Here is a 24952-nt window from a genome sequence, read left to right as displayed (position 1 = left end):
AAATTCGCGGAACGCGACGGTTACGGCAATGCGTCTTGCGTGCCCGACATCGCGCATCAGACCGAGCATCGCGCCGGAGTCGATCCCGGCCGATAGGAAGATCCCGACATCGACATCGGCGAGGAGATGCGCGCGCATGCTGTCGCGGACCGCATCGCGCACGACGGGGCCGATCTCCTGCCGCCCGGCTGCCGCGCGCGCGCGCTCGCAGAGAACGGCGGCGATGCTCGCAAAAGCGACGGGGGCCTCCGCGCCGCTTCCCTCGCGCACGAGGATCGAATGCCCGGCGGGCACGGCCTTCACGTCGCGATAGAGCGTGAACGGTTCCGGCACCGCGCCCCAGAGATGAAAGCCGACGATACCTGCCGGGTCCGGCTCACGCGCCACGGCACCGCCAGCGAGCAGCGCCTTGACCTGACTCGCGAAGCGAAACGCCCCGCCGTCGTCGGCATAATAAAGGGGCTTGATGCCATAGGGGTCGCGCGCGAGGAAAAGCGTGCGGGCGTGCGCGTCCCAGATCGCGAAAGCGAACATGCCGCGCAGATCATGCACCATCTCCGCACCCTTCTCGGCGTAAAGGTGCAGCAGGATTTCCGTATCGGAATGGCTGCGGAAGATGTGTCCCCGCGCTTCGAGCGAGCGGCGCAAATCGAGGTAGTTATAAATTTCGCCGTTGAACGTGACGGTGAAGCGGCCATCCGCGCTGTGCATCGGCTGCGCGCCCGCCTCCGACAGGTCGATGATCGCAAGGCGCCGATGCCCAAGACCGAGGCGGCCGCAATCCGAGAGCCAGACACCGGCACCGTCCGGGCCCCGCGCTGTCATTTGGTCTCTCGTAGCGAGGAGTTCCCCTCGATCGACCTCAAGCGCTGCTGGACGATAAGAATAAGCGCCGTTTATGCCGCACATGGAGAGGTTCGTCCCCTCGGAAAACTGACAATAAAGGCGACGAACGCCCCTCTGAAACTGCTCGGAGCTAAAAACTTCAGCCGAACGCCAGCAACAAGGCTCCGTTGCTTCACGCGAAGCCAAAACAGTTCCGCGTTCATGCAAGCGCGGTTCAGACGACTACTCGTCTACGCCGCCGGTTGCACCGTCCGCAAGCAGTTTATCCGAATTGGATTAAATCTTTTGGGGATCGAAAGCGCCAAAAGCGGGCGAGCGTGGCCTCAACCGCCCACGCGAAGCGCCGCCGCTGCCTTTGCGAGCGCCGAGATCGACGCCCAGTCCCCTTCGGCGATGCGCGCGCGGTTCACCATCCACGACCCGCCGACGCAAATCACGTTCGGCAGCTTGAGATAGCGCGACGCGTTGTCGTGCGTGATGCCGCCGGTAGGGCAAAACCTGAGCTGCGGCAGAGGCGAAGCGAGGCTCGCCAGAAGCGCGGGTCCGCCAGATGCTTCCGCCGGAAAGAACTTCGCGAAGCGGTAGCCGCGTTCGATCAGCGCCATTGCCTCGGACGCTGTCCCGACGCCGGGCAGCAGCGGCACGCCTTCAGACGCGGCGGCGTCGAGCAGGCGCGGCGTGGCACCCGGCGAAACGGCGAAGCGCGCGCCGGCTTCCTTCGCGGCCTTCAACAGCGCGCCGTCGAGCACGGTGCCCGCGCCGACGACCGCTTCCGGCACCTCGTTCGCGATTGCGCGGATCGCTTCGAGCGCCGCGCCCGTGCGAAGGGTGATTTCGATCACCGGGAGGCCGCCCGCGAGCAACGCGCGCGCCAGCGGAACCCCGTCCTCCGCCTTGTCGATGACGACGACGGGTATTACGGCGGCGCGGCTGAGAACGGGTTCGAGACCTGCTTGCGCGGATGCAGTCATGCGGCGCTCCTGAAAAAGACTGTTGCTCCCGTGTCAGCCTCGCCCACAGCCGCGCGGAACGGCGCGAACAGTTCGCGGCCGACGCCTTCATGCGACGCGGAAAGATCGGCGGTTGCTGGTTCGCGCGCCGCCCATTCCTTCTCGTCGACCAGCGCCGCCAGCGTGCCAGACACGGCATCGATCCGTATTATATCACCCTCGCGGATTCGCGCGATGGGGCCACCCGCCACAGCCTCCGGTGTGACATGGATCGCCGACGGCACCTTGCCGGATGCGCCCGACATGCGCCCGTCGGTGAGAAGCGCCACACGCTGGCCGCGATCCTGAAGCACGCCGAGCGGCGGCAGGAGCTTGTGCAACTCCGGCATGCCGTTCGCCTTCGGCCCCTGAAAGCGGACCACCGCGACGAAATCGCCCGTCAGCGCGCCCGCCTTGAACGCGTCCTGCAACGCCTCCTGCGAGTGGAAGATGCGCGCCGGGCCTTCGATCACGAGGCGTTCGGGCGCCAGCGCCGAGGTTTTCATCACCGCGCGGCCAAGATTGCCGTCGAGCACGCGGATGCCGCCTTCCACGCTGAACGGCTGGTCCACGCCGCGCAGGATCTTTTCGTCGCCGCTCTTTTCCGCCGCCTCGCGCCAGACGAGATGACCCTCGGCGTCGAGACCCGGCTCGATGGCGTAGGCGTCCAGCGTTGTGCCCCACACGGTCTTGATGTCGCCGTGGAGCAGGCCTGCCGCCAGAAGCTCGCGGATGACGAAGGGCACACCGCCCGCCGCCGCGAACTGGTTCACGTCCGCGCTGCCACTTGGATAGACATGCGCGACCAGCGGCACCACAGGCGACAGCGCGTCGAAATCGTCCCAGGTCAGCGTGATGCCCATCGCCGCCGACATGGCGAGAAGGTGCAGCGTGTGGTTCGTCGAGCCGCCCGTGGCGAGCACGCCCGCGATGGCGTTCACGAAGGAGCGCTCGTCCACCATCGCGCCGAAGGGTGTGTATTCATTGCCGAGCGCCGTCATGGCGAGCGCGCGGCGCACGCCTTCGCGCGTCAGCGCATCGCGCAGCGGCGTGTTGGCGTTTACGAAGGACGCGCCCGGAATGTGCACGCCCATCATTTCCATGACCATCTGGTTCGTGTTTGCCGTGCCGTAGAAGGTGCAGGTGCCGGGCGCGTGGTAGGACGCGGCCTCCGCCGCCAGAAGCTCGTCACGGCTGACCTTGCCCTCCGCATAAAGCTGGCGGATGCGCGACTTCTCCGGGTTCGGCAGGCCGGACGTCATCGGGCCGGACGGTATGAACACGGTCGGCAGATGCCCGAACGACGCCGCGCCGATGAACAGGCCCGGCACGATCTTGTCGCAGATGCCGAGCATCACGGTCGCGTCGAAGGTCTGATGCGAGAGCGCGACGGCCGTCGAAAGCGCGATGACCTCGCGCGAGAACAGGCCGACTTCCATGCCCTCGAAGCCTTGCGTGATGCCGTCGCACATGGCTGGCGTTCCGCCCGCGACCTGCGCGGTAGCTCCCGCCTCGCGCGCCGCCTCGCGGATCAGCGGCGGAAATCGCTCATAGGGCTGATGCGCCGACAGCATGTCGTTATACGCCGTCACGATGCCGAGGTTCGGCGTGCGGCCTTCGCGCAGCCGCTCCTTGTCGATCGGGCCGCATGCCGCGAAGCCGTGCGCCTGGTTCGCGCAACCGAGATGCGTGCGCTCGGGCCTGCGCTCGGCGGCTTGAGCGATGCGGTCGAGATAGCGCGCGCGGTTGTCGTGGCTGCGCTTGACGATACGTTCGGTGACTTCGCCGACGGTTGAATGGATGGACACGGCAATTTCCCTTTCGGCTTCAGCGCCTCATGGATCTGTTTCGGCTTATGGACACCAGAACACTTCGACCGGCCGAGGCGACGCGCGAAGCACGGCGCGCACGGGCATGTCTTCGACCGGGCCAGCGGCCCGCGCGGTGTCCAGAACCCGCAACTTGGGCTCGCTCTCTATGTGGAGGGCGATCAGGGAAGCTTCCAGAATGACCGGCAATGTCAGCGTGACACGCGGCTCTCCGGCGGCTTGCGCTGAAGTGGCGGCGAGGCGCGAGCCGGGGGGCGGAGCGAGTGCGGCGTTGAGGCCCTCGGCGTGCGGGAAGAAAGACGCGGTGTGTCCGTCACCGCCCATGCCGAGCACGCAGGCGGCGAGCGGCCACGGCAACGGCTCCAGCAACGCTTCCGCTTCCGCGAGCCCCGCTTCCGGCGTCGGCGCATCGTTCACGAGCGGCACGAAATGCGCCGCCGCAGCCTCGTTTTGCAGGAGATGCGCGCGCACGAGCCTCGCGTTCGAGCGCTCCGAGCTTTCCGGCATCCAGCGCTCATCGACCAGCGTTACCCAGACGCGATCCCACGGCAGCAGCTTCCGTGACAACGCATCGAGAAAGGCCGCCGGGGTTCGCCCGCCCGAGACGGCAAGCGATGCGCGGTCGAATTCGCCGATGCGTGCTTGCAGCGCGTCCGCCACGCGGCTCGCCAGCGCTTCCGCGAGCGCGGCGCTGTTCGCGAAATCATGCCGCTCGATTGTGGCGCTCATGAATCCTCCTCATACCAGGTGCGGCCGTCGCGCTCGATCAGCGCAATGGATGCAGATGGCCCCCACGAACCCGCCGTGTAAGGTTTCACGCCTTCCTTGTTCGCGTCCCATGCTTCGAGGATCGGGTCGATCCATCGCCATGCCGCTTCCACCTCGTCGCGGCGCATGAACAGCGTCTGGTTGCCGCGCACCACATCGAGTAAAAGACGCTCATAGGCGTCCGGGTTCCGCTGGCCGAACGCCTCGCGAAACGTCATGTCGAGCGGCACGTTGCGAAGTCGCATGCCGCCCGGCCCGCGATCCTTGATCATGAGCCAGAGCTTGATGCCCTCATCCGGCTGAAGGCGGATGACGAGCCGGTTCGGCACCACAGGCCCGGCGTCGCGGCTGAAGATGGAATGCGGAATGGGGCGGAAGGTGACGACGATCTCGGACACGCGGGAGGGGAGGCGCTTGCCCGTGCGTAAATAAAACGGCGTGCCTGCCCAGCGCCAATTGTCGATTTCGAGCTTCAGCGCAACGAAGGTTTCGGCCTGGCTCGTCGGCGCGCCGGGCCCGAGTTCCTGCTGATAACCCGGCACCGCGTGCCCGTCTGCCGCGCCCGCGCGATACTGGCCGCGTACGGTGACGTTCGATGCGGCACGCCCCGCAATGGGCTTCAGCGCGCGCAGCACCTTCAGCTTCTCGTCGCGGACGGCGTCGGCCCAGATGCAGGTCGGCGGCTCCATCGCCACGAGGCAGAGCATCTGCAACATGTGGTTCTGCACCATGTCGCGCAGCGCGCCCGCCTGATCGTAATACTTCGCGCGCTCGGCAAGCCCCAGCGTTTCGGCGACGGTGATCTGCACGTGATCGATATGCGCGGCGTTCCACAGCGGCTCGAACAGCACGTTCGCGAAACGCAGCGCCATCAGGTTCTGCACCGTCTCCTTCCCGAGATAATGGTCGATGCGGTAGATGCGGTCTTCCGGGAAGTCCTGCCCCACCGCTTCGTTTATGGCGCGGGACGATTCGAGGTCGTGGCCGATGGGCTTTTCGAGTACGAGCCGCGTCTTGTCGGTGATGAGGTCGTGGTTCTTGATGCGATGGCAGATCGGGCCGAAGAGGTTCGACGCGGTGGCGAGGTAGAACACGCGAATGCACTCGCGGCGCTCGTCGAGCACGCGGGACAGCTCGTCCCAGCCGTCATCTCTTGTGCCGTCGGCGCGCACATAGACGACGCGCGACAGGAAGCGGCCGAGCGCCTCGCCGTCGATATCGCCCTCCGGCAGAGAGGCGCGGATCGCGTCTTCCACATCGGCGCGATAGCTCTCCGTCGTCTCGTCGCGCCGCGCCACGCCGATGATGCGCGCGGTCTCGGGGAGTTGATTGTCGAAGTCGCGGTGATAGAGCGCGGGGAACAGCTTGCGGCGGGCCAGATCGCCCGTACCGCCGAAGACGACATAATCGAAGGGGTCGACAACAATGATGCGGGCCATCTTCCGTCCTCGTAGCGCAGCGCGGGAATTGCGTGTCAGTCGCGGCTTACTGTGCGGGCGTTCGGTTTCGAAAGCACTCTAAGCTTTTGTGAACGATCGACTTATTCGCAAGCTTTTCGCCGATCCACCGCCACGATGGAAGGCGACCGTCCGACGCTGCAAAACACCTCGGCCGCGCTTCTGTTGCATCGCAAAATGGAAGCGCGCCGCCACTGTGGCGGATCGCCCGCTAAAGGACGAGCTTCGGGAACAGCGCCGCAACTTCGGCATAGGTGTCGCGCAGCCGCCCTTCGAGACGCGCGATGTCCGGCTCACCCGTGACGTGCAGCAGAACCTCGATGAGGTCGCGTGGCGCGGCGGCAGGGTCGAACGCGCCTTCCGTGCACAGCCGGAGGATCTGGGAGACTTCATTGTAAAGCTCCGCGGCGTGGATCAGCCTGCCGCCGTCTTCCGGGTCGAGCACGCCCGCCGCGACGAGCTTCTTCAGCGCGGCCTCGGTGTTCTGGTCGAGGATGTCCGGCAGCCGTTCCGCGTGCGCCACCTGAAGAAATTGCGCGATGAACTCCACATCGATCAGGCCGCCGTTGAACGTCTTGATCTGCCAGAGGTCGCGCGTGCCCTTTTCCTTCTCGATGAGCGCGCGCATTTCGAGAACATCGGCCGCCGTCTTCGCCCGGTCGCGCGGAAGCGTCAGCACATCGCGGATCATGCCGGAAAGCCGCTCGCGAAGCTCTGGCGGGCCTGCGATGGGCCGCGCGCGGGTGAGCGCGAGATGCTCCCACGTCCACGCCTCGTTTTTCTGATAGGACAGGAAGCCATCGAGCCGCACCGCAACCGGCCCCGCCTTGCCGGACGGGCGCAGCCGCATGTCCACTGCGTAAAGCTCGCCCTCGGGCGTGGGCGCGGATAGCGCGGAAATGAGGCGCTGCGTCAGCCGCGCGTAATGCTGCGGCGCGGCTTGCATTTTCTCCTGCGGCACATCGTAAACCACGATGAGATCGACATCGGATGACGCCGTCGTCTCGCGGCCGCCGAGCTTGCCCATCGCGAGAACCACGGGCGCGGGCATGCCGTTGCCGTAGCGCTCCTGCACCACGTCGAGCAGCGCCTCGATCACCGATTCCGCGATCAGCGAATAGGTTTCGCCCGCCTCGCGCGGATCGATACGCCCCGAAAGCAGCTCGACGCCCGCGAGGAACATGCGCTCCTGCCCGACGACGCGCGCACGGTCGAGGCGGTCGTCATAGGTTTCGGCCGCGAGAATGTCCCGGCGGATGTGGTCGCGCACTTCTTCCGGCGTCGGAGCCTCGCCGAAGCCGTCCGGGTCGAGCAGCGCTTCCATGATGCGGCGGCGGCGCGACAGGATACGGGCGAGGCGCGGGGCGGAACCCATGATCTGCGCGAGAAGTTGAAGGAAGGTCGGGTTCGCGCGCAGCATCGAGAAAAGCTGAAGCGCGGTCGGCACTTCGCCAAGGAACTTGTCGAAGGTGGAAAGCGCGAGGTCCGGGTCGCCGGTCTTGCCGAACGCTTCGAGCAGGGCAGGCGTGAACTCGGTGAGGATTTCGCGCGCGCGGGCGGATCGCATGGCGGGATACCGGCCATAATGCCAGCCCTTCACCATGCCGATGACGCCGGACGGGTTCTTGAACCCCATCGCGGCAAGCGTGGTGAGAGTGGCGGGGTCTTCCACATCGCCCGCGAAGACGAGATTTCCGCCACCGGCCTGCGGCGCCGTGAGCTGCGGCGTCTTCTCGAACAGCGCCGCGTAATGCTCTTGCACCATCATCATGGTGGAGCGCATGTCTCGCTCGAAACGCGCCACATCGGCATAGCCCGCGAAACGCGCGAAGCGTTCGAGTTCGGCGGGCTGGGCCGGGAGCGAATGCGTCTGCTGGTCCGCCACCATCTGAAGGCGATGCTCCATGCGGCGCAGCGTGCGATAGGCGTCGGAAAGGTCGTCGCGCACCTCGGGCGTGATCCACTCGTAATCCGTCAGAAGCTTCAGGCCGGTGATGGTGCGGCGCGTGCGTAGCGGCGGCTGCCGTCCGCCCGCGATGAGTTGCTGCGACTGCACGAAGAACTCGATCTCGCGGATGCCGCCGCGCCCGAGCTTCAGATTGTGGCCCGCGACCGCAATCTTCTCGTGCCCTTTCGCGGCGTGGATCTGCCGCTTCATGGCGTGAATGTCGGAGATGGCGTTGTAGTCGAGGTACTTGCGCCAGACGTAGGGGCTGAGCGACTTCAGGAACGCGTCGCCCGCCGCGATGTCGCCCGCCACGGGCCGCGCCTTTATCATGGCGGCGCGCTCCCAGTTCTGGCCGAGGCTTTCATAATAGCGAAACGCGGCGTCGGTGGAGATGGCGGCCTGCGTGGAGCCGGGATCGGGACGCAGCCGCAGGTCGGTGCGGAACACGTAGCCGTCCGCCGTGCGCTCCTGCAGGATCGTGACAAGGTCGCGCACGAGCCGCACGAAGAACGGCTGCGCCTCGATGCCGTTGCCAAGCGGCGCGATTTCGCGGTCGTAGAAGATGATGAGGTCGATGTCGCTCGAATAGTTCAGTTCGTGCGCGCCGTATTTGCCCATGCCGAGCACGATGAAGCCGCTGCCCTCCTCGGGGCGCGTATGGTCGGGCGGGAAGAACTTGCGCGCGTCCATGGCGCGGGCGAGCAGGAAGCGCACCGCATGTCCGACAAGCGCGTCGGCCGCATCCGTCAGGCGGAGCGTAACTTCGTCCACGCTCCACACCTCGCCGAGGTCGGCGAGCGCGACAAGGAAGGCGATGTCGGCTTTGGCGATGCGCAGCACGGTCATCAGTTCGCGCTGGCTGGCGGCCGCCGCCGCTTCGTCCGCGACGCGGGCGAGCACAGCGTCGAAGCGCGCTTCCGGCGACGTTTCCAGCGTTTCGAAAAGCCGCTCCGGGTTGCGTTCGACGAGCCCGAAAAGGTAGTGCGAGCCTGCGAAGACGCCGGACAGGAATGCAAGCATCCTGTCGTCGAAGGTCGCTTCAGGCCGGGCCGCCTTGAGCGCCGCCACCGCGCGATCCGCCCGCTGTCGCCCGCTGCCCTCGACGAGCGGGGTCGGCGTGAGCCGGTTTCGAAGCGCTGCGTGATCAAGCTGCATGCGTCACCATCAAGGGATCGTCGGCCGCGTTGTGTGGCGCCGCCACAAGGTTCTTCTTCAGCCGGAGGCGCACGCGCAGCCCCGGCTCGTTGTCTTCGAGCGAAACCGAGCCTTCGTGCAGCCGCGCGACCGCCGCGACGAGCGACAGGCCGAGCCCGCTGCCGGGTATCGACCGGCTCGGCTGTAGGCGCACGAAGCGCTGGAGCACGCGCTCGCGGTCCGCCTCAGGAATGCCCGGCCCATTGTCCGAAACAAGGATGTCGATGAAATCGCCACGGTCCTCAAGGCCGAGTTCCACGGCGGGATGTTTTGCCCCACCCTCGGGCGCAGGCTGGATGGCGTATTTCATCGCGTTGTCGAGCAGGTTCGCCACCGCCTGCACGATGAGATGCTTTTCGCCCGCCATCATGATGCTGTTCGAGGCGCAGGTGGTGGTGAGCGAGAGCCCCTGTTCTTCCGCCGCCGGTTCGTAAAGCTCTGCGACGTCGTTCAGAAGCGCGCAGACGTTCAGCGGTCCGAAGCTTTCCGAGCGCGAGCCCGCTTCGAGCCGCGCGATGCTGAGCAGCGCGTCGAAGGTCTGGATCAGCGTGTCGGCCTCCTCGATGACGCTGCCCAGCGCTTCGGATAGCTTTTCCGGCGAGGAACTCGATTGAAGCGCGCGCTCCGCCCGCGTGCGCAGCCGATGAAGCGGCGTCTTGAGGTCGTGCGCGATGTTGTCGGACACGTTCTTCAGCCCCACCATGAGATCCTGAATGCGGTCGAGCATCGCGTTCAGGTTCTCCGAGAGGCGATCGAACTCGTCGGCGCGCCCTGTCACGGGAATCCGCTGCGCGAGGTTGCCCTGCATGATCGCGCGGGCCGTGCTCGACGCCTCGTCAACACGACGCATCATGCGGCGGCTCACGATCACCGCCCCCGCAGCGCCGATGCCGATGATGAGCGCATAACCGAGCAGGAACGCATTGCGAAGCACACGCTTCAGCATCTCCTGATTTTCGATGTCGCGCGCGACGATGAGATGCAGGTCGTTCGGCAGACGCGTCACGATGCCGAAAGCCTGCCGCTGGCGCGCATCGCTGCCGCGCTTGCGATAGGCGAATTGCGCCGCGCCTTGCGTCGCCCAGAGGTCGGCCGCCACGGCTTCGAGATTGCCGGCGAGCCAGCGGCCGTTGGCGTCGGTGAGGAGATAGAGGCCGTTGTTGGAGGCGGCGGAACGCTCGCCGATGGCCTGACCGAGCATTCCCTGTCCGCCTTCATTGTAGCGCGCGGCGAGGAAGTCGAAATCGGACTGGACAGCGCTTTCCGCCTCTTGCGCGAGAAAGCCCTGCATCGCGATGTTCACGTACATGAACACGATGGCCACCGCGACGCAGAACAGCGACACGTAAACCGCAAACAGCCGGAAGGGTGTCGCGAGGACGAGGCGGGGAATCAGTTTTACGAAATTAGCGACGCTCATCGCGGATCATGTAACCCGCGCCGCGTACGGTTTCCAGAAGCGGCTTGCCCTGCCCCTTGTCGATCTTGCTGCGCAGCCGGGAAATGTGCACGTCGATGACGTTCGTCTGGGGGTCGAAATGATAATCCCACACGTTTTCGAGCAGCATGGTGCGCGTCACCACCTGTCCGGCATGCTTCATGAGATATTCGAGGAGCCGATATTCGCGCGGCTGGAGCACGATGGTTTCGCCGCCGCGCGACACCTTGTGAGACAGACGGTCGAGCACGAGGTCGCCCACGGCATAGGTCGTCACCGCGCGTTCGGTCGGTCCGCGCCGCGTCAGCGCCTCGACGCGCGCGACGAGTTCCACAAGGCTGTAAGGTTTCGGCAAATAGTCGTCGCCGCCGGATCGCAGCCCCTTCACGCGGTCGTCCACCGCGCCGAGCGCCGAGAGGATCAGCACCGGCGTTGTGTCGCCCCGCTCGCGAAGCCGCTCCACGAGCGTCAAACCGTCGAGTTTCGGCAGCATGCGGTCCACGATCAGAACGTCGAATTTGGACGAGGTCGCGCTATCGAATGCCGCTTCACCATCGCCCGCGATCTCTGTCTGGAATCCGGCCTCGCCGAGCGCCTTGGCCAGAAAGTCGGCCGCCGTGCGATCATCCTCAACAATCAGAACTCGCATGGTTTACCCTGGTTATGTCCGCCGCTTGAAGCGAAGGCCGATGACGCTTTGGCCTTCGCCCATCCGATAAGAAAATGCCGCCAGCGAGTGGCGGCATTTTCGAGCATGGCTTAGCGCTTGCCCTTGTTCTTTTCGGTGCCCGTGGGCTCCTTGGCTTCGCTTTCCTTGTCCTCGTCGGACTTGTCGATGGGAAGGCCGATGAACCGCTGCTGGTCACGACTTCTCACCTGAAGAAGAACGTTCTTCTTGTTCTTCTGGCGCGCGTCCCGAATGCCTTCCACGACTTCGTCCGGCGAAGTTACGGTCTTGCCGTTCACTTCGACGATCACGTCGCCGCGACGCAGCCCTTGATCGGCGGCCTTCGAGTTCGGATCGACGTTAACGATGGCCACGCCTTCCTTGGTCTTGGCGCCGGGGAATTCGGGCGCGGGAATGAGCGTCAGACCGAGGTCTTCAAGCTCCTTGCCGGACGCGCTGCTGTCGCTGTCGTCGTTGCCGCCGCCCTGAAGCGAGGCAAGCTTGTCGTTCGCCGGGAACTCGCCGAGCTTGACCGTGACTTCGCGTTCCTCGCCGTTGCGGAAGACGCGCAGCTTGGCATCGGCGCCGGGCGGAAGCGCGGCGATGGTGCGGGCGAGTTCGCGCGAATTGCCAACCGTCCGGCCGTTCACCTGCTGGATCACGTCACGCGCCTTGAGTTCGGATTTCGCGGCCGGGCCATCCGCGATGATCTTGGCGACGAGCGCGCCCTTTGCGGTCTTCAGGCCCTGGCTCTCGGCGATATTCTCGTCGAGGTTCTGGATCTGCACGCCGAGCCAGCCGCTCGACACCTTGCCCTTGTCGCGGAGCTTGTCGACGACTTCTTTGGCGGTGGAGGCCGGGATCGCGAACGCGATGCCGACGCTGCCGCCCGACGGCGAGTAGATCGCGGTGTTCACGCCGATGACCTTGCCCTTGAGGTCCACAGCCGGGCCGCCGGAATTGCCGCGGTTCACCGCCGCGTCGATCTGGAGGAAGTCATACGGGCCGGAGCCGATGTCGCGGCCGTTCGCCGAGACGATACCGGCCGTCACCGTGCCGCCGAGGCCGAACGGATTGCCGACCGCCAGCACCCAATCGCCGACGCGCGGCGCAGCGTCTTCAAATTCGAGCCAGTTGTCGAACTTCTTCTTGGAGTCGATCTTCAGCAGCGCGATGTCCGTGCGCGCATCCGAGCCGACGACCTTCGCCTTGTACTTCTCTTCGTTCTCGAAGGTGATCTCGATCTCGTCCACCTTGTCGGCCACGTGATGGTTCGTCACCACATAGCCGTCCGGCGAGATGAGGAAGCCCGAGCCTTGCGCGCGCGATGGGCGGCGCTCCGGCTGGTTATGCTTGAACTGGTCAAAGAATTCGCGAAGGGGATGGTCCTGCGGGAGATCGGGCAGATCTTTCTGCGCGGTTTCGCCGGCGGCCCCGCGTGACTTAACGTTCACGCTCACCACGGCCGGGCGCACCTTGTCCGCGAGATCGGCGAATGTGACGGGCGAACCGGGCAGCGGCCCCTGCTTTATTTCCTGCGCGAACGCATCGCCAGCGTGGAACGGCATGGCGGGCATCGCCGCGAGCAGTCCCGCGCCGAGCAGTCCCGCGCCGACAAAGGCGCTCGCCGACTTGACGCGGCCGAAGGCTCGCTTCTCCCTCCGCTCATCCTCTAGTTGTCCTGAAGCCATCGACCCGCTCTCCCCTGAAACATTTACGTCGTAGAGTTCATATAAGAAGGCGAATATTACAAACCACTTGCCGCCAAATTAAAAGATGTTAAGGCGCGCGTTCAGCCCCGCAGAAGTTGCGGAACAAATTCGCAAATCATCGCAAGATGATATGAGAAACAGATCACGAAGATAACGTGCGGTTCTGTCCTTCCCCGTTTAAGCGGGCCTGAAGCCATTCTCGCTATAAATAGGCGCAAGTTTTTGTGCTTCCAGCCGCCGCGCGCGTCATCGACGCGGGGACGCTAGAGGCGGGAAGGTTTGCGTCATGGTGTGGTGGAATGCGGCCGACGAGGCGATGATGCTGCGGTGCATCGAGCTTTCGAGAGAGGCGACCCGGGAGGGCGACTATCCGTTCGGCGCGCTGATCGCACTCGACGGCGAAATCGTCGCCGAAGCGGGTAACCGCGCGATGCGCGACGCCGACTTCTCGCGTCACGCCGAAATCATCGCCATCGCCGCCGCGCTGAAGACCGTTGGCCGGGGCGGGCTCGCTCGGGCGACACTCTATTCCACCGTCGAACCATGCGCGATGTGTTCGTTCTGCATTCGCGAAGCCTGGGTTGGGCGCGTCGCCTATGCGCTCGCCTCGCCCGCGATGGGCGGCGTCTCCAAATGGACGATCCTTCACGACGCCGACCTTGGACGACAATTGCCGATCTTCGGCCCCGCGCCCGAAGTCGTCAGCGGCCTTCTCGCGGGGGAAGCCTTGGCGGCCTGGCGCGAATGGAACCCCGCCGCCACTGAACTTGCGCGTCTTAGGGGCGCGCTGACGGACGAAACCGCGCAACAGGACGAGCCGCGACATCTACCGGCGCACGCCCGCTCGATGGCGCAGCGCGTCGTCCTCCCGTTCCTTCGTCTCGCGGCATGGCGCGAGAAGCACGCACAGCTTTCCGACCGCTAACGCTAACAGCAGGGTGTTCGTCATGGATCAGGTTTTGGGACAGGCTTCGCATAATCCGGTCGCCGCTGGCGGCGCTTTGCCCTCGGCGCTCGACAGGCGCGCGCGGCCGCAGTCGGGCTTTCGCAAGGCTTTGCGCAGCACGCTGCATTATCTTTCGTATCACTTCGTACTGAACCACGAGGGGACACAACGCGCGAAAGCAGCGGGCTTCATGCTGGAGGTGCCGCCGACCGTTTTCCATCCGCGCTATTTCATTTCGAGCGAAACCTTCGCGCATTTCATCGACGGCCTCGATTTGCGCGGCAAGGTGGTTGCGGATATCGGCACCGGCTCCGGCATCCTCGCGCTGGCGGCGGCACGGGCGGGTGCGGATTTCGTGCTCGCGCTCGACATCAACCCAAACGCCGCCGACGCCGCTGTGCAGAATGCGGAGGCGAACGGCTACGGCCCGAACGTGAAAGGTTTGTGCTCCAACCTGATGGATGCCATTCCGGCGCGCCCGATCTTCGATGTCATCTTTTCGAGCCCGCCGAAGCATGCGGGCAAAACGCGCGATCTCGCCGATGCCGGTTGGCATTCGGGGCCGGACAATCTGAACCTGCGCGGCCTCTTCCAGCAGGCGCGGGCGCGGTTGAAGCCGGACGGCCGGATGTATCTGATGATCTCGTCCGACTCCGACCTCGATTTCTTCGACAGGGAGATCGCGGAAGCCGGTTTCAAGGCGAAGCTCGCGCTGGAAAAGTCGATCTATATCGAGTCTTTCCTGCTGTACGAACTCACGCCGCAGCAAGCGCCCACGGATGCGGACACATCGGACGCCGTGCGGTCCGAGGTTCATTCGGACGATGCTCAGCCCGAAAACGAGCAACCGGAAGAGGCGGCTTTCTTGCCGCCAAGCGCATTTTCGAGCGAAGCGGATACCGGGCCGCGTGAAGCAAACCCGTCAAATCATTAGACTGACGCGCTTCAAAAAGCGGGCGGGCGCCCTGATCGGCACGCCCGCCCGCTTCGTACCTAGAAGCCGAAGCCGATGCTCAAGCCGGGGCGGCCCCAGCCGTAGCCGCCGCCGTAACCGTAGTAGGGCGAACCCCACGCACCGTAATATCCGCTGCGGTAGTAGCGCGGATAGCGCCTATAGCCGTAGCGATAGTACCGGTGGCGCGGGTAGTAGCCGTAGCGGTACGGGCGATAGCGATAGCGCGGAGAATAGCCATACGCGAACGGCGCGAAGAACGGCCCGCGATGGCCCCAGTGCCTGTAGCCTCGGCGGTGGCCGTAGTAGCGGCGATGGCCGCGCCAGTGCGCCTTTTCGACGCTCGACTGGGCGACCGACTGCGTCAGGATGGCGGCTGACGAATTGATGGGCGCTGCGGATGCCGATTGCACAGGCAACGCAAGCGCTGCGGCGATCAGAGCCGCGCCCGCGATGGTTTTGATTGTCATGTCGTGAACACCTCACTTGTCCGGCGCGGTATACGCCGCGCTCTTGTGGGGTGGACACGCCTGGCGTTGCGCGGTTCCCGACGAAATTGTCTTAAAGTTTATCTGGCGCGTTGGAACTGCGGCAAGCCTACTGGCCTGCGTCCGACGCCGCCTTGTCGAGGAGCGCCGCCATGTATTTCGATGGCGTCTGGCCGAGCGAAGCGGCCTTGTCGCGCAGCGCCTCGTACACCTTCGGCGAGATGTCCACCTGCGCCAGGATCGACGAGTCGCCGCCCGAGGAGATCTGCGACGCGAGCCGTTCGCGCAGCACGGCCTCGAACTTCCAGATGCGGGACGACTTCTCCTGCGAGCTGAGATTTTTCGCGTCCGCGATGACCGGGCAATAAGCCGCCATAGCCGCATTCAGGATGCTGGAATAGTCGATCCCCGGCCGCTGGGACTTGAGGCTCACGATCAGGCTCGTGATTTCGTTCGCGAGGTCGGCTGAGTTGCCCTCCGTGAACACCTTCGCCTGCACCGGCGAAAGCCGCACCTCGCCCTTGCCGATCTCGGGACACTCGAACCCGGCGGCAATCGATGCGCCGCTCGATGCGAAAAACAGCAGTGCACAGCAAATTTGCGCCGCGCGCTTTGAAGACGGAAAAACTGGCATTCGGTCCCTCACTCGCGTTTCCTTTCGGCTTCAGGCCAAGATAACGGATGCGAGGCCCTGTGCGGTGCGCTTTCAGGTTGCGTGCTGAAGACCGCGTTAAGCCGTGGGATGCGATCCTCCGGGCGGGTCAAGCGGCTTGACAGAGGGTGTCGCCGGAGGCACGCACTTGCAGGAAAGAAAGCGGGAGGTTTCGACCCATGACAAATGAGTTGAAGGCGGTCATCGACGCCGCGTTCGAGGATCGCCAGGCCATCAGGTTCGGGCAGAAGGGCGAAGTTGCCGACGCGGTCGAAGCGGCGCTTTCGCTTCTGGACGAAGGCAAGGCGCGCGTGGCCGAGAAGGTCGGCGGCGAATGGGTCGTGAACGAGTGGCTGAAGAAGGCCGTGCTGCTCTCCTTCCGCCTGAACGACAATGCGCTCATGGGCGACGGCGAAGCGCCGGGGCCGTGGTGGGACAAGGTGCCGTCCAAGTTCTCGGGCTGGGACGAGGCGCGGTTCCGCGCCGCCGGCTTCCGCGCGCTGCCGGGCTCCATCGTACGCCGCTCGGCCTTCATCGAGCGAAACGTGGTGCTCATGCCGTCCTTCGTGAACGTCGGCGCCTATGTCGGCGAGGGCACGATGGTTGACACATGGGCGACGGTCGGCTCCTGCGCGCAGATCGGCCGCCACGTGCATCTCTCGGGCGGCGCGGGTATCGGCGGCGTGCTGGAGCCGCTTCAGGCCGGCCCCGTCATCATCGAGGACAATTGCTTCATCGGCGCGCGCGCCGAGGTGGCCGAGGGCGTCGTCGTGGGCGAAGGCTCGGTGTTGTCGATGGGCGTCTATCTCGGCCAATCGACGAAAATCGTGGATCGCGCGACGGGCGAGGTTTTCTATGGCCGCGTGCCGCCCTATTCGGTGGTGGTGTCGGGCGCGATGCCGGGCAAGCCGCTGCCGAACGGCGAGCCGGGTCCGTCGCTCTATTGCGCGGTGATCGTGAAGCGCGTCGATGAAAAGACGCGTTCCAAGACGTCGATCAACGATCTCCTGCGCGAATAGGTGACGCTCGCGTCGGAACAAGAAACCGGGCTTTCCGCTCCACGATGAAGCGCGGGAAGCCAAAGGCGCCAGAAGCGCGATGGAGAATCCAATGGGCTGGGGCGAGGTGTTGTTCGGCTTTCATGGCCGCATCAACCGGCTGACATATTGGGGCGGAAGCCTCGCGGCAACGGCGGCCGGTCTCGCCTTCGCGGCGCTATTGTCGTGGCTCGCCACGGGCGACCCGCTTTCGCCCGCGGTCTGGCAGCGCCCCGCCGACCAATCGGGCTTGTGGGAGCCGGTCTGGCTCAGCTATTTCGCCTTCATCGCCTGGCCGATGAGCGCGCTGTCCGTGAAGCGCCTTCATGATCGCGACCTGCCGCGCTGGCTCTGGTATTGCTATTTCGCGTTCTCCATGGCCATGGCGCTTGTGCCGATGAAGGAGACGCTCGACGCGGACACGCCCGCCTCATCGGGCCTCCTTGCCGCGATACTTACGGGCTTTTCGATCTTCATGTTCGTGCAACTGAGCGTGCTGCGCGGTACGCCGGGCCCGAACGCGCATGGCCCCGATACGCTTCCGCCCGGATATTACGGCGGCGATCATGACATCTGGAGCATATTGTTCGGACTGGAAGGCCGCTTGAGCCGCGCTCATTGGTGGCGGGCGACGATGCTTGTCAGCACGATCGCGCTGACGGTTATGACGGCGTCGATCCTCTTCCTCGGAGACTACCTCGACCGGCACCCGGAAATCGTCCAGAACATGAACAACCGGGATTGGCTCAATAGCGCCGAGGCCAAGCCGGTGGCCGCCGAGATCGCGCGATGGATGTTCATACCGGGGATCGTCTTCTGCGTCGCTTTGTGGAACCTGCTCGCACTCGGCGTGAAGCGCCTGCACGACAGGGGGCTTTCCGGCTGGCTCATCCTGCTCGTCATCGCGCCGTTCTTTGCCCTTGGCCTTGCGCCGGGCCTCGCCGCGCAAGCCGCTATCGGCGAGGGCGCGGTGAACTTCCTCGGGCTGCTGTTTCTCGCGTCCCTGATTTGGGGATTCCTTCAGTTCGGCATCTTGCAAGGCGAAACCGGGCCCAACCGATACGGACCCGATCCGCTCGCCGGAAAGCCGTGAAAGCGCCAGCCGCCGCCGCATAGCCGCCCACGAAAAGCCTGAAAAGGCGGCTTTCGTTACAGGAGAAGGCTCGACCCGGAAGGTCGGCCCACAGATCATTTCCTGCAAAACGAATTGTCAGTTTCAGCGGCGGGAAGGCACCACATGCCCCGTTTCGTGACCCTTGATGAAACCGAAGTCATCAAGTCTGCCTATCAGCTAAAGAACCGCGTGGCTGAGCGCTTTCCGGATCGCGGGCTCACCCGCGAGGCCACGCGTCTCGCCGAATACGCGCACGCCATCGCTCAGGAAGCGCATTTGCTCGCGAAGCGCAACGTCGCGGCGGATTTCGTCATCGGCGCGCTGACGATGGTCGGCTTCGCGGTCACGGTCTTCATCCTCGCCCGCATACCGTGGATCGAAATCCAGTTCGCGAAGCAGCAGGAATTCTTTCAGGCGATGCAAGGCGTCAGCGCGGCAATCCATGTCGCCGTCTCGGTCGCCCTCGTGATCTTCTTTGTGACGACCCGCGCCACGCGCATGAAGCGGAAGAAGGCGCTTCGGGGTCTCCATAGTCTGCGCGCCTTCGCCCACGTCGTCGACAGTCACCAGATGAACAAAGACCCGGCGGCCATGGCGGCGAACCTGCCGCCCACGCGATCCTCGCCCGACCGCGACCTCAGCCCGCGCGAGTTGCTCCGCTATCTCGAATATTGCTCGGAGATGCTGTCACTCATCAGCAAGTTCGCGGCGCTCTACGCGCAGAGCATCCGCGATCCCGTCATCTTCGACGCGGTGAACGACATCGAACAATTGACGGCGTCCCTCAGCAACAAGATCTGGCAGAAGATCATGATCCTGCACGGGTCGCTGGCGAGAGAGCCGCATTCGCAACAGATCCGCCTGCCGGAAACGGCCTTCGCGCCTCAATCGCCCGCCATGAGCCAACCGCAGAGCGGTCCGCCACGTGAGGTGATCCCCTGACCGGTTCCGCGTTGTTGAACACAATAAAAAGCCTGGTGCAGCGAATTTTACATTTGATTCACACCCGCTGGTGGCACGTCATCAAATGTAAAATTCAAACTTCACTAGAATTAATTAGTTGCTAGTGCTCTTAAGGCGCGTACGTTTGATTGAGAGCGTGCTGCAATACTGACCAAATGTATGCGCCAGAGCACTATCGCCCAAGGAAAGCCGACGCATGACAAGCGCTACAGAGTACGCACAGACCCTCATTCGCTGCGAAAGCGTCACGCCCGACGAGGCTGGCGCGCTCGCCTATCTCGAACGCGAACTCGGCGCGGCGGGATTCGCCTGCGAGCGGCTGCGCTTCAGCGAACCCGGAACGGCCGATGTGGAAAATCTCTACGCCCGCATCGGCGACGGCACGCCGCATATCTGCTTCGCGGGACATATCGACGTCGTGCCGCCCGGCGACGAAGCGGCATGGCGGCTACCGCCTTTCGCGGGCGAGATCGAAAACGGCGTGCTTTACGGGCGCGGCGCGGTGGACATGAAAGGCGCGGTCGCGGCCTCGCTGGCGGCGGCGCTCGAATATCTGCGCGAGAAGCCGGACCTCGTCGGCTCCATCAGCTTCCTCATCACCGCCGATGAAGAAGGGCCGTCCGTCAACGGGACGCGCAAGGTGGTCGAGCGCCTCATCGAGCGAGGCGAACGCCCCGATGCTTGCGTGCTCGGCGAATGCACGTCCGAGGATGCCGTTGCCGATACGATCAAGATCGGGCGGCGCGGTTCTCTCGGCGCGGAACTTATCGTGCGCGGCATCCAGGGGCACGTCGCCTATCCGCAGAAGGCGCGCAACCCTCTGCCCGCCCTCATCGACGCGCTGACGCGCCTCAAGGCCCGCCGCCTCGATGACGGCAGCGAGCATTTCCAGCCGTCGAACCTCGAAATTACCACCATCGACACAGGAAACAAGGCGACGAACATCATTCCGGCGCAGGCGAGCGCGCGCTTCAACATCCGCTTCAACGATCTCCACACCGCGCCCCAGCTCAAGGCTTGGATCGAGGAGGAGGTGGCCGCCGCGCTGCTCGATACCGGCGTGGAGCACACGCTGAACTTCGATCAGCCATCCGACAGTTTTCTTACGAGCCCCGGCGGGTTCGTGAAAATGCTGGGCGCGGCGGTTCAGGCCGAAACCGGGCGCGAGCCGGTGCTGTCCACCGGCGGCGGTACGTCGGACGCGCGCTTCATCAAGGATATGTGCCCGGTCGCCGAACTCGGCCTCCTGAACGCCACGGCGCACAAGGTGGACGAGCATACGGCAACTGCGGACATCGAGACGCTCGCGCGCATCTACAAGCGCTTCCTGCACCTCGCCATCGGATGACGCGCGCGACGTGTCACCGGCGAGCGAACATCCCGCGCGCGATATAGAAAACGACGGCGGTGATCCAGATGGCCGCCGCAATCGCGCCCACGATCATGGCGAGGAGCGCGATGAGGAAGAAGCCCATGCCCACGGTATAGAGCACCGGCCCCGCGTCGAAACCGCCGATGATGCAGGGATGCGCGCCGCTTTCGTTGAGGCGGCAGCCCGCGAAATGCGCGACGCTCGCGGCGAAGATCACCGGGATCATCGGCAGCACGGACAGCACGAGGATCGCGATAGCCGCGCGGCGGAAGCGCCTGCGTCGCGCCGATAGAGGCTTTGTCTGTTCGCCGATTTCGCCTTGCATCCGCCCCTGCCCGTTTGAAACGCCCATCATATAGGCCGAAACGGGGCGGCCGTCAGTCCGTACCCGACCTCCGCGGCCAAAACGCAAGCACCGCGCCGTGGATGACAAGCACGGCGAACCACACGGCGAGCGCTATGGCCCCGATCTGTATGGTTGCGATGGCGAGCCATCCCATCATTGCCATGGTGTAGAGCGTCGAGCCCCAGTCCTCCCCCGCGATGACGCACGGATGAATGTTGCCCTCGTCGAGCGCGCAGCCCGCGCTTCCCGCGATGGCGGAGGCGATGGTAGCCAGTATCATCGGCGAAACCGCGAACAGCGTGATAGCCGCAAAGGCGAGCGCGTATCCCAAAGCGAGCCACCGCGCACCGCCGCGCCGTGGGCTCGCGCTATCAGCGCCGCTCACGGTCAGTTCCGGCTGGCGTTTTCCGAACGGCGTTCGACATTTTCATCTCGTGGCCCGAAGATCTTCCGCTTCACCGCGAAATAGCGATGATTGCGATTCTCTCCTTCGTACTCGACAAAAATAAGGTCGCGCCGGGAGGCAATGAAATCCTCCGACGCTTGCGAGTGCATTTCAATATGCAAGGGGACAAGTCGCGCCACGATCCGCTGCCAAACCGGCATCAAAAACCTCGTTCAGGATTTCGAGGTTTTTATCGCTATCAATCTGCGGTTGCAATGGTGCGCCTTATTCTCTCCATAGCTGAATCGGAAGCCTGTGGATAGCCGCCGCCCGAACGACGGCGAACGAAGGGGGCCACTCAGCCAGAGCGTCCGCGCAGGCCCGCTGTCGTCGCTGGAGCTTAGAGAAAGAGGAAGCGCGGCGTGCGCTGCTTGTAGTCAGCGTACACGTCGCCGTAAGCCCGCTCCAGCCAAGGCTCTTCCGTATAGGGCAGGACCACGTAAACGAGGATCGCCATACCGCAGAGGACGGCAGATTGCGCCGAGCCATTTGCGAGGCCGGTGCCGAAAAAGCCGAGGATCGACGCGACGTATTGCGGATTGCGGCTGAAGCGATAGAGGCCACCCGTCACAAGCCCCTCGTCGGCGCCGTAGGTATTCTCGATACCAAGATCGAAATAGCCGTAGATCGTGAAGCCGAAGCCGATCACCACGCAGATCATGCCCGCAAGGAAGCGCCACGTGTCGGGGCCACCCTCGGGCCACCCGACCGTGAGGATCGAAAACAGCAGCGTCAGCCCAAGGCCGCCCCGGAACAGCGGCCAGAAGGTGTAATGCTGCCAGCTTCGCTCAGCCGGCGTCGGCCACAGCTTGAACCTTCTGGAGAAGATGGTCACCAGGAGAAGGGCGTTGAGCGTGACGAGCGAGGCCGCGGCCACGTCGAAGATGTACATGAGATAGCTTGGCATGTCGAAAGCCGCTACAGCAGAAATGTATCAACCGCGTGACAGGCGCGTCGCCAAAGATTTGCACCAAGCAGCAAGACCGGGTCAAGCCCTCACTGCGTCGCTGTCACGCACCGGTTCAACTCACGCGCTCGCCGCGTAGGCGTTCGTCGCGCTCACGATCTCATGCACGATGCCGGGTTCGCTCGCCGCGTGTCCGGAATCCGGCACGATGCGCAACTCGGCCTTCGGCCATGCTCGCGCCAGATCCCACGCGTTCTTCAAGGGCGTCACCACGTCGTAACGGCCATGAATGATGGTGCCCGGCAGATGCGCGATGCGGCCAGCGTCTTCGAGAAGCTGATTGTCGCTGCGGAAAAACCCTCGGTTCATGAAATAGTGGCACTCGATGCGCGCGAAGGCGAGAGCGTAGAATTCGCTGCCGAACTGGTTCACGCGCGCTGGATCGGCGAACAGCGAAAGCGTCGTCCCCTCCCATATGCTCCAGGCGCGCGCGGCTGCGAGACGCTCCGCCGCGTCGCTGGAGGTCAGGCGCCGATGATAGGCCGCGATCATGTCGCCACGCTCGGCGGGCGGGATCGGCGCTTGATACGCCTCGAACGCGTCTGGAAACAGCCAGCTCGTTCCCTCCTGATAGAACCAGTCGAGTTCGGCGCGGCGCAGGAGGAAGATGCCGCGCAGCACGAGTTCGCTCACGCGTTCGGGGTGCGTCTCGGCATAGGCGAGCGAGAGCGTCGAACCCCATGAGCCGCCGCAGAGCTGCCAGCGGTCGATGCCGAGATGCACGCGCAGGCGCTCCATGTCGGCGACGAGATCCCATGTGGTGTTTTCGTCGAGGCATGCATGCGGCGTCGAGCGTCCGCAACCGCGCTGATCGAACAGCACGATGCGATATTTCGACGGATCGTGATAGCGGCGCATGGTGGCGTTGCAGCCGCCGCCCGGCCCGCCATGCACCCAGACGGCGGGTTTTCCGCGCGGGTTGCCGCACTCCTCGAAATAGATGTCGTGGCGGTCCGAGACCTTGAGCCAGCCTGTGCGATAGGGTGGGATATCGGGAAACAGCGGCAGCCGCCCGACGGTCGAGCCGGGCGTGGGCGGCTTGGGGGACTCGGCTTGGCGCATGCGGGCCTCCGGGTGAACCGGAGGAAGCGCCTCCGATTCGGGCATCCTAGAGCGTTATCGCTTCCGATGAAATCAAAAGCGCGCTCCAAGTTCTTGTAAGAGCGTGATCTTATCGCGAAACCGGCGTTCCCTTTTACGGATCATGCGCTGGAGCCTTTCACGTTTCCTTGACGCGAAAACACCGCCTCGTCCCACCTCACAGCGTCGGCTTGGTGCGCGATGCCAACCGCACCATGCGCGATTGCAGCGTCTCGCCCGCCGGAACGCGAAGATCCTCCACGGCTTCCAGCGCATGCGCGTCGGGAGCGCCGAAGAGCAGGCTCACAATCGCCGCCGAGACGAAACTCACGGGCACGCCTATGGCCGCAGCGTTCAGCGAGTCGATGCCCAACAGCGGCGCGCCCGACGCGTTCAGATACAACGCCGTGACGGCGAAACCCGCCACCATACCGGCCAGAGCGCCTTTCGCGGAGAGCCTGCGCCACCACACCGACAGCACGAGCACCGCGAAGAATGTGCCCGCCGCAAGCGAGAGGGAGACCATCGCCCAGCGCAGCGGATCGACATGGCCTTGCGCCAGAAAGTAAACGAAGATTCCGAAGACGATCATCGAGAGCCGCGCCACGAGCAGGCGGCGAGCGGGCGACGCGTTGCGTCTCAGGGTTCCGTGATAGATGTCGTCGCTGACGGTATTGGCGAGCGCCACGAGATGCCCCGCTGCGCAGGCCGCGACCGCCGCCAGAAGCGCGGCCGCCGCGAGCCCGAAGAACACGCGCGGCAGTTGGCCCGCCATAGGCAGGATGAGGGCGAGGCTGTCCGGCTGGAAGGTGACGCGTTGCGCGCCGCCAAGCTGTTCAAACTGATTGCCGGGCAGCGAGATGAAGCCAAGTTGCTGCAAGGCTCTCGCCCAGGCGGGCAGGTCGGAAACCGGCACGCCGATGAGCGCCTCGACCGCCATCGCTTTCGTGAAGAAGGCATAGGCCGGGATCGTGAGCACCACGAACGCGCCGATCATCGTCACCCAGCCGAACATGCGGCGGCTGGCGAGGATCGTGGGTGTGGTTGAAAGCCTCGGCAGGAAGGTGGGGTGCGACGCGACACCGACAGCGAGACAGAAGATCAGGAGGACGAAATCGACCGGCGAAAGGGCGCTGAACATGCGCTCGGCGGGGCGCGTCACCGGCTGGGCGCCCTGACCGGGCAGGACGTCGCTCAGCGTCTTCGGCCGCGTCGTGGTGATGAAGCCCTTCGACGCCTCGCGCTCCTTGATCTCCTCAAGCTGGCCGCCATAGGTGAGTTGCGGCAGAGGCAGGTTCGTCCGTATCACCGACACGACGATGAGCGGGGCGATCAGCCCGAGCACCACCACGAACTGCGCGCATTGCGTCCAGGTCGCGGCACGCATGCCGCCCAGCACGACGGCGATGACGATGCTCGCCACGACAAGCAGCGTAAAAAGGGACGCGGGAGAAAGATCGATGCCGAGCGCCTGAGGTGTCGGCAAAAGGTAGCCGACGAGCTTCCCGCCGAGCGCGACTTCAGCCACGATGGCGATGAGGCACGGCGCAATCATCAGCACCGACGCCGCCGGCCTGATGGTTTTTCGCCCGAAGCGCAGATGGAGGAACCCCGGCACAGTGTATGCGCCCGCCTTCCTCAGATGCGGCACGAAAAGCACCGCCATGAGCACAAGCCCGGCGAAAAGCCCGACCGGAATGGCGATGGCGTCGATGCCGATGAAGAAGAACGCGGCGATGCTG

At 64.7% G+C, this 24952-nt stretch carries 23 protein-coding genes; 6 read left to right on the top strand and 17 right to left on the bottom strand.

Features of this window, described 5'->3' with window-relative positions:
• The 9 genes from T281_RS08880 to T281_RS08840 form a co-directional block, all read right to left on the bottom strand.
• Positions 1–825: asparagine synthetase B family protein (locus tag T281_RS08880; protein WP_245269192.1), on the bottom strand; the 825-nt coding region annotated here is incomplete at its 3' end.
• 344 nt (positions 826–1169) lie between these two features.
• Positions 1170–1817 carry a bifunctional 4-hydroxy-2-oxoglutarate aldolase/2-dehydro-3-deoxy-phosphogluconate aldolase gene (eda, locus tag T281_RS08875; protein WP_037237367.1) on the bottom strand — a complete coding sequence of 216 codons (648 nt, stop codon included), beginning with the start codon at positions 1815–1817 and terminating at the stop codon, positions 1170–1172.
• Complete coding sequence (gene edd, locus T281_RS08870; RefSeq protein WP_037237359.1) at positions 1814–3643, bottom strand: phosphogluconate dehydratase; 1830 nt, start codon at positions 3641–3643, stop codon at positions 1814–1816. The genes eda and edd overlap by 4 nt, the downstream gene beginning before the upstream one ends.
• A gap of 45 nt (positions 3644–3688) precedes the next feature.
• Positions 3689–4393: a 6-phosphogluconolactonase gene (gene pgl, locus T281_RS08865; protein ID WP_037237358.1), complete on the bottom strand. Its 705-nt coding sequence runs from the start codon at positions 4391–4393 to the stop codon at positions 3689–3691.
• Entirely contained in the window at positions 4390–5871 is a 1482-nt protein-coding gene (gene zwf / locus T281_RS08860) for a glucose-6-phosphate dehydrogenase (RefSeq protein ID WP_037237357.1), read from the bottom strand. Before zwf ends, pgl begins: the two co-directional genes overlap by 4 nt.
• 229 nt (positions 5872–6100) lie before the next feature.
• On the bottom strand, positions 6101–8992 hold the full coding sequence (locus T281_RS08855; protein ID WP_037237356.1) for a bifunctional [glutamine synthetase] adenylyltransferase/[glutamine synthetase]-adenylyl-L-tyrosine phosphorylase: 2892 nt from the start codon (positions 8990–8992) through the stop codon (positions 6101–6103).
• Entirely contained in the window at positions 8982–10451 is a 1470-nt protein-coding gene (locus tag T281_RS08850; protein WP_052037291.1) for a sensor histidine kinase, read from the bottom strand. Before T281_RS08850 ends, T281_RS08855 begins: the two co-directional genes overlap by 11 nt.
• Positions 10438–11118, bottom strand: coding sequence for a response regulator transcription factor (locus T281_RS08845; protein WP_013420671.1), 681 nt, complete (start codon positions 11116–11118; stop codon positions 10438–10440). The genes T281_RS08850 and T281_RS08845 overlap by 14 nt, the downstream gene beginning before the upstream one ends.
• Positions 11119–11228: 110 nt before the next feature.
• Positions 11229–12827 carry a Do family serine endopeptidase gene (locus T281_RS08840; protein ID WP_037237355.1) on the bottom strand — a complete coding sequence of 533 codons (1599 nt, stop codon included), beginning with the start codon at positions 12825–12827 and terminating at the stop codon, positions 11229–11231.
• A 307-nt stretch (positions 12828–13134) separates the two neighbouring features.
• On the opposite strand from T281_RS08840, the gene T281_RS17660 reads away from it, so the two are divergent.
• Together T281_RS17660 and T281_RS08830 are read left to right on the top strand one after the other, a co-directional pair.
• On the top strand, positions 13135–13773 hold the full coding sequence (locus T281_RS17660) for a nucleoside deaminase (RefSeq protein ID WP_052037290.1): 639 nt from the start codon (positions 13135–13137) through the stop codon (positions 13771–13773).
• Positions 13774–13795: 22 nt separating this feature from the next.
• Positions 13796–14728, top strand: a complete 933-nt coding sequence (locus tag T281_RS08830; RefSeq protein WP_037237354.1) for a 50S ribosomal protein L11 methyltransferase — start codon at positions 13796–13798, stop codon at positions 14726–14728.
• A 59-nt stretch (positions 14729–14787) separates the two neighbouring features.
• Here the strand turns inward: T281_RS08830 and T281_RS08825 are convergent, their stop codons facing one another.
• Together T281_RS08825 and T281_RS08820 are read right to left on the bottom strand one after the other, a co-directional pair.
• Entirely contained in the window at positions 14788–15216 is a 429-nt protein-coding gene (locus T281_RS08825) for a hypothetical protein (RefSeq protein ID WP_052037289.1), read from the bottom strand.
• Positions 15217–15343: 127 nt separating this feature from the next.
• Positions 15344–15868 carry a hypothetical protein gene (locus T281_RS08820; protein WP_037237353.1) on the bottom strand — a complete coding sequence of 175 codons (525 nt, stop codon included), beginning with the start codon at positions 15866–15868 and terminating at the stop codon, positions 15344–15346.
• A 197-nt stretch (positions 15869–16065) separates the two neighbouring features.
• Here T281_RS08820 and dapD point away from each other — a divergent pair, with 197 nt between their 5' ends.
• From dapD to dapE, 4 genes are all read left to right on the top strand, one after another.
• Positions 16066–16905 (top strand): 2,3,4,5-tetrahydropyridine-2,6-dicarboxylate N-succinyltransferase, encoded by an 840-nt coding sequence (dapD, locus tag T281_RS08815; protein ID WP_037237352.1) that lies wholly within the window; start codon positions 16066–16068, stop codon positions 16903–16905.
• 79 nt (positions 16906–16984) lie between these two features.
• A complete protein-coding gene (locus T281_RS17655; protein WP_081796691.1) occupies positions 16985–18016 on the top strand; it encodes a DUF805 domain-containing protein in 1032 nt (343 codons plus the stop codon).
• Between the two features lie 144 nt (positions 18017–18160).
• Complete coding sequence (locus T281_RS08805) at positions 18161–18979, top strand: hypothetical protein (protein ID WP_052037287.1); 819 nt, start codon at positions 18161–18163, stop codon at positions 18977–18979.
• Between the two features lie 217 nt (positions 18980–19196).
• Complete coding sequence (dapE, locus tag T281_RS08800) at positions 19197–20348, top strand: succinyl-diaminopimelate desuccinylase (protein WP_037237351.1); 1152 nt, start codon at positions 19197–19199, stop codon at positions 20346–20348.
• 13 nt (positions 20349–20361) lie between these two features.
• Here the strand turns inward: dapE and T281_RS08795 are convergent, their stop codons facing one another.
• The 6 genes from T281_RS08795 to T281_RS08770 form a co-directional block, all read right to left on the bottom strand.
• On the bottom strand, positions 20362–20697 hold the full coding sequence (locus T281_RS08795) for a hypothetical protein (protein WP_037237350.1): 336 nt from the start codon (positions 20695–20697) through the stop codon (positions 20362–20364).
• 52 nt (positions 20698–20749) lie between these two features.
• Entirely contained in the window at positions 20750–21103 is a 354-nt protein-coding gene (locus T281_RS08790; protein WP_052037286.1) for a hypothetical protein, read from the bottom strand.
• A 2-nt stretch (positions 21104–21105) separates the two neighbouring features.
• Entirely contained in the window at positions 21106–21324 is a 219-nt protein-coding gene (locus T281_RS08785) for a hypothetical protein (RefSeq protein WP_037237349.1), read from the bottom strand.
• 179 nt (positions 21325–21503) lie between these two features.
• A complete protein-coding gene (locus T281_RS17650; protein ID WP_052037285.1) occupies positions 21504–22070 on the bottom strand; it encodes a methyltransferase family protein in 567 nt (188 codons plus the stop codon).
• A gap of 120 nt (positions 22071–22190) precedes the next feature.
• The gene (pip, locus tag T281_RS08775) at positions 22191–23192 is read right to left on the bottom strand and encodes a prolyl aminopeptidase (RefSeq protein ID WP_013420701.1); all 1002 of its coding nucleotides are present in this window, start codon (positions 23190–23192) and stop codon (positions 22191–22193) included.
• A 196-nt stretch (positions 23193–23388) separates the two neighbouring features.
• Positions 23389–24952, bottom strand: a 1564-nt coding sequence (locus tag T281_RS08770; protein WP_037237347.1) for a sodium:solute symporter family transporter, incomplete at its 5' end; no start/stop codon positions are given.

The organism is Rhodomicrobium udaipurense JA643, from assembly GCF_000636015.1.
Lineage (GTDB): Bacteria > Pseudomonadota > Alphaproteobacteria > Rhizobiales > Rhodomicrobiaceae > Rhodomicrobium > Rhodomicrobium udaipurense.
The sequence above is the reverse complement of the archived record's forward strand: the minus strand, read 5'-3'. Positions and strand labels throughout refer to the sequence as shown.

What these genes read in the sequence shown, in the direction of transcription:
- dapE (WP_037237351.1), top strand. Translation starts at nt 19,197, where the DNA reads ATGACAAGCGCTACAGAGTACGCACAGACCCTCATTCGCTGCGAAAGC.
- pgl (WP_037237358.1), bottom strand. Translation starts at nt 4,393, where the DNA reads ATGAGCGCCACAATCGAGCGGCATGATTTCGCGAACAGCGCCGCGCTC.
- T281_RS08845 (WP_013420671.1), bottom strand. Translation starts at nt 11,118, where the DNA reads ATGCGAGTTCTGATTGTTGAGGATGATCGCACGGCGGCCGACTTTCTG.
- dapD (WP_037237352.1), top strand. Translation starts at nt 16,066, where the DNA reads ATGACAAATGAGTTGAAGGCGGTCATCGACGCCGCGTTCGAGGATCGC.
- T281_RS08855 (WP_037237356.1), bottom strand. Translation starts at nt 8,992, where the DNA reads ATGCAGCTTGATCACGCAGCGCTTCGAAACCGGCTCACGCCGACCCCG.
- eda (WP_037237367.1), bottom strand. Translation starts at nt 1,817, where the DNA reads ATGACTGCATCCGCGCAAGCAGGTCTCGAACCCGTTCTCAGCCGCGCC.
- T281_RS17650 (WP_052037285.1), bottom strand. Translation starts at nt 22,070, where the DNA reads ATGCCAAGCTATCTCATGTACATCTTCGACGTGGCCGCGGCCTCGCTC.
- T281_RS08825 (WP_052037289.1), bottom strand. Translation starts at nt 15,216, where the DNA reads ATGACAATCAAAACCATCGCGGGCGCGGCTCTGATCGCCGCAGCGCTT.
- T281_RS08805 (WP_052037287.1), top strand. Translation starts at nt 18,161, where the DNA reads ATGCCCCGTTTCGTGACCCTTGATGAAACCGAAGTCATCAAGTCTGCC.
- T281_RS08840 (WP_037237355.1), bottom strand. Translation starts at nt 12,827, where the DNA reads ATGGCTTCAGGACAACTAGAGGATGAGCGGAGGGAGAAGCGAGCCTTC.
- T281_RS08795 (WP_037237350.1), bottom strand. Translation starts at nt 20,697, where the DNA reads ATGCAAGGCGAAATCGGCGAACAGACAAAGCCTCTATCGGCGCGACGC.
- pip (WP_013420701.1), bottom strand. Translation starts at nt 23,192, where the DNA reads ATGCGCCAAGCCGAGTCCCCCAAGCCGCCCACGCCCGGCTCGACCGTC.
- T281_RS08785 (WP_037237349.1), bottom strand. Translation starts at nt 21,324, where the DNA reads ATGCCGGTTTGGCAGCGGATCGTGGCGCGACTTGTCCCCTTGCATATT.
- T281_RS08820 (WP_037237353.1), bottom strand. Translation starts at nt 15,868, where the DNA reads ATGCCAGTTTTTCCGTCTTCAAAGCGCGCGGCGCAAATTTGCTGTGCA.
- T281_RS08830 (WP_037237354.1), top strand. Translation starts at nt 13,796, where the DNA reads ATGGATCAGGTTTTGGGACAGGCTTCGCATAATCCGGTCGCCGCTGGC.
- T281_RS17655 (WP_081796691.1), top strand. Translation starts at nt 16,985, where the DNA reads ATGGAGAATCCAATGGGCTGGGGCGAGGTGTTGTTCGGCTTTCATGGC.
- T281_RS08850 (WP_052037291.1), bottom strand. Translation starts at nt 10,451, where the DNA reads ATGAGCGTCGCTAATTTCGTAAAACTGATTCCCCGCCTCGTCCTCGCG.
- zwf (WP_037237357.1), bottom strand. Translation starts at nt 5,871, where the DNA reads ATGGCCCGCATCATTGTTGTCGACCCCTTCGATTATGTCGTCTTCGGC.
- T281_RS17660 (WP_052037290.1), top strand. Translation starts at nt 13,135, where the DNA reads ATGGTGTGGTGGAATGCGGCCGACGAGGCGATGATGCTGCGGTGCATC.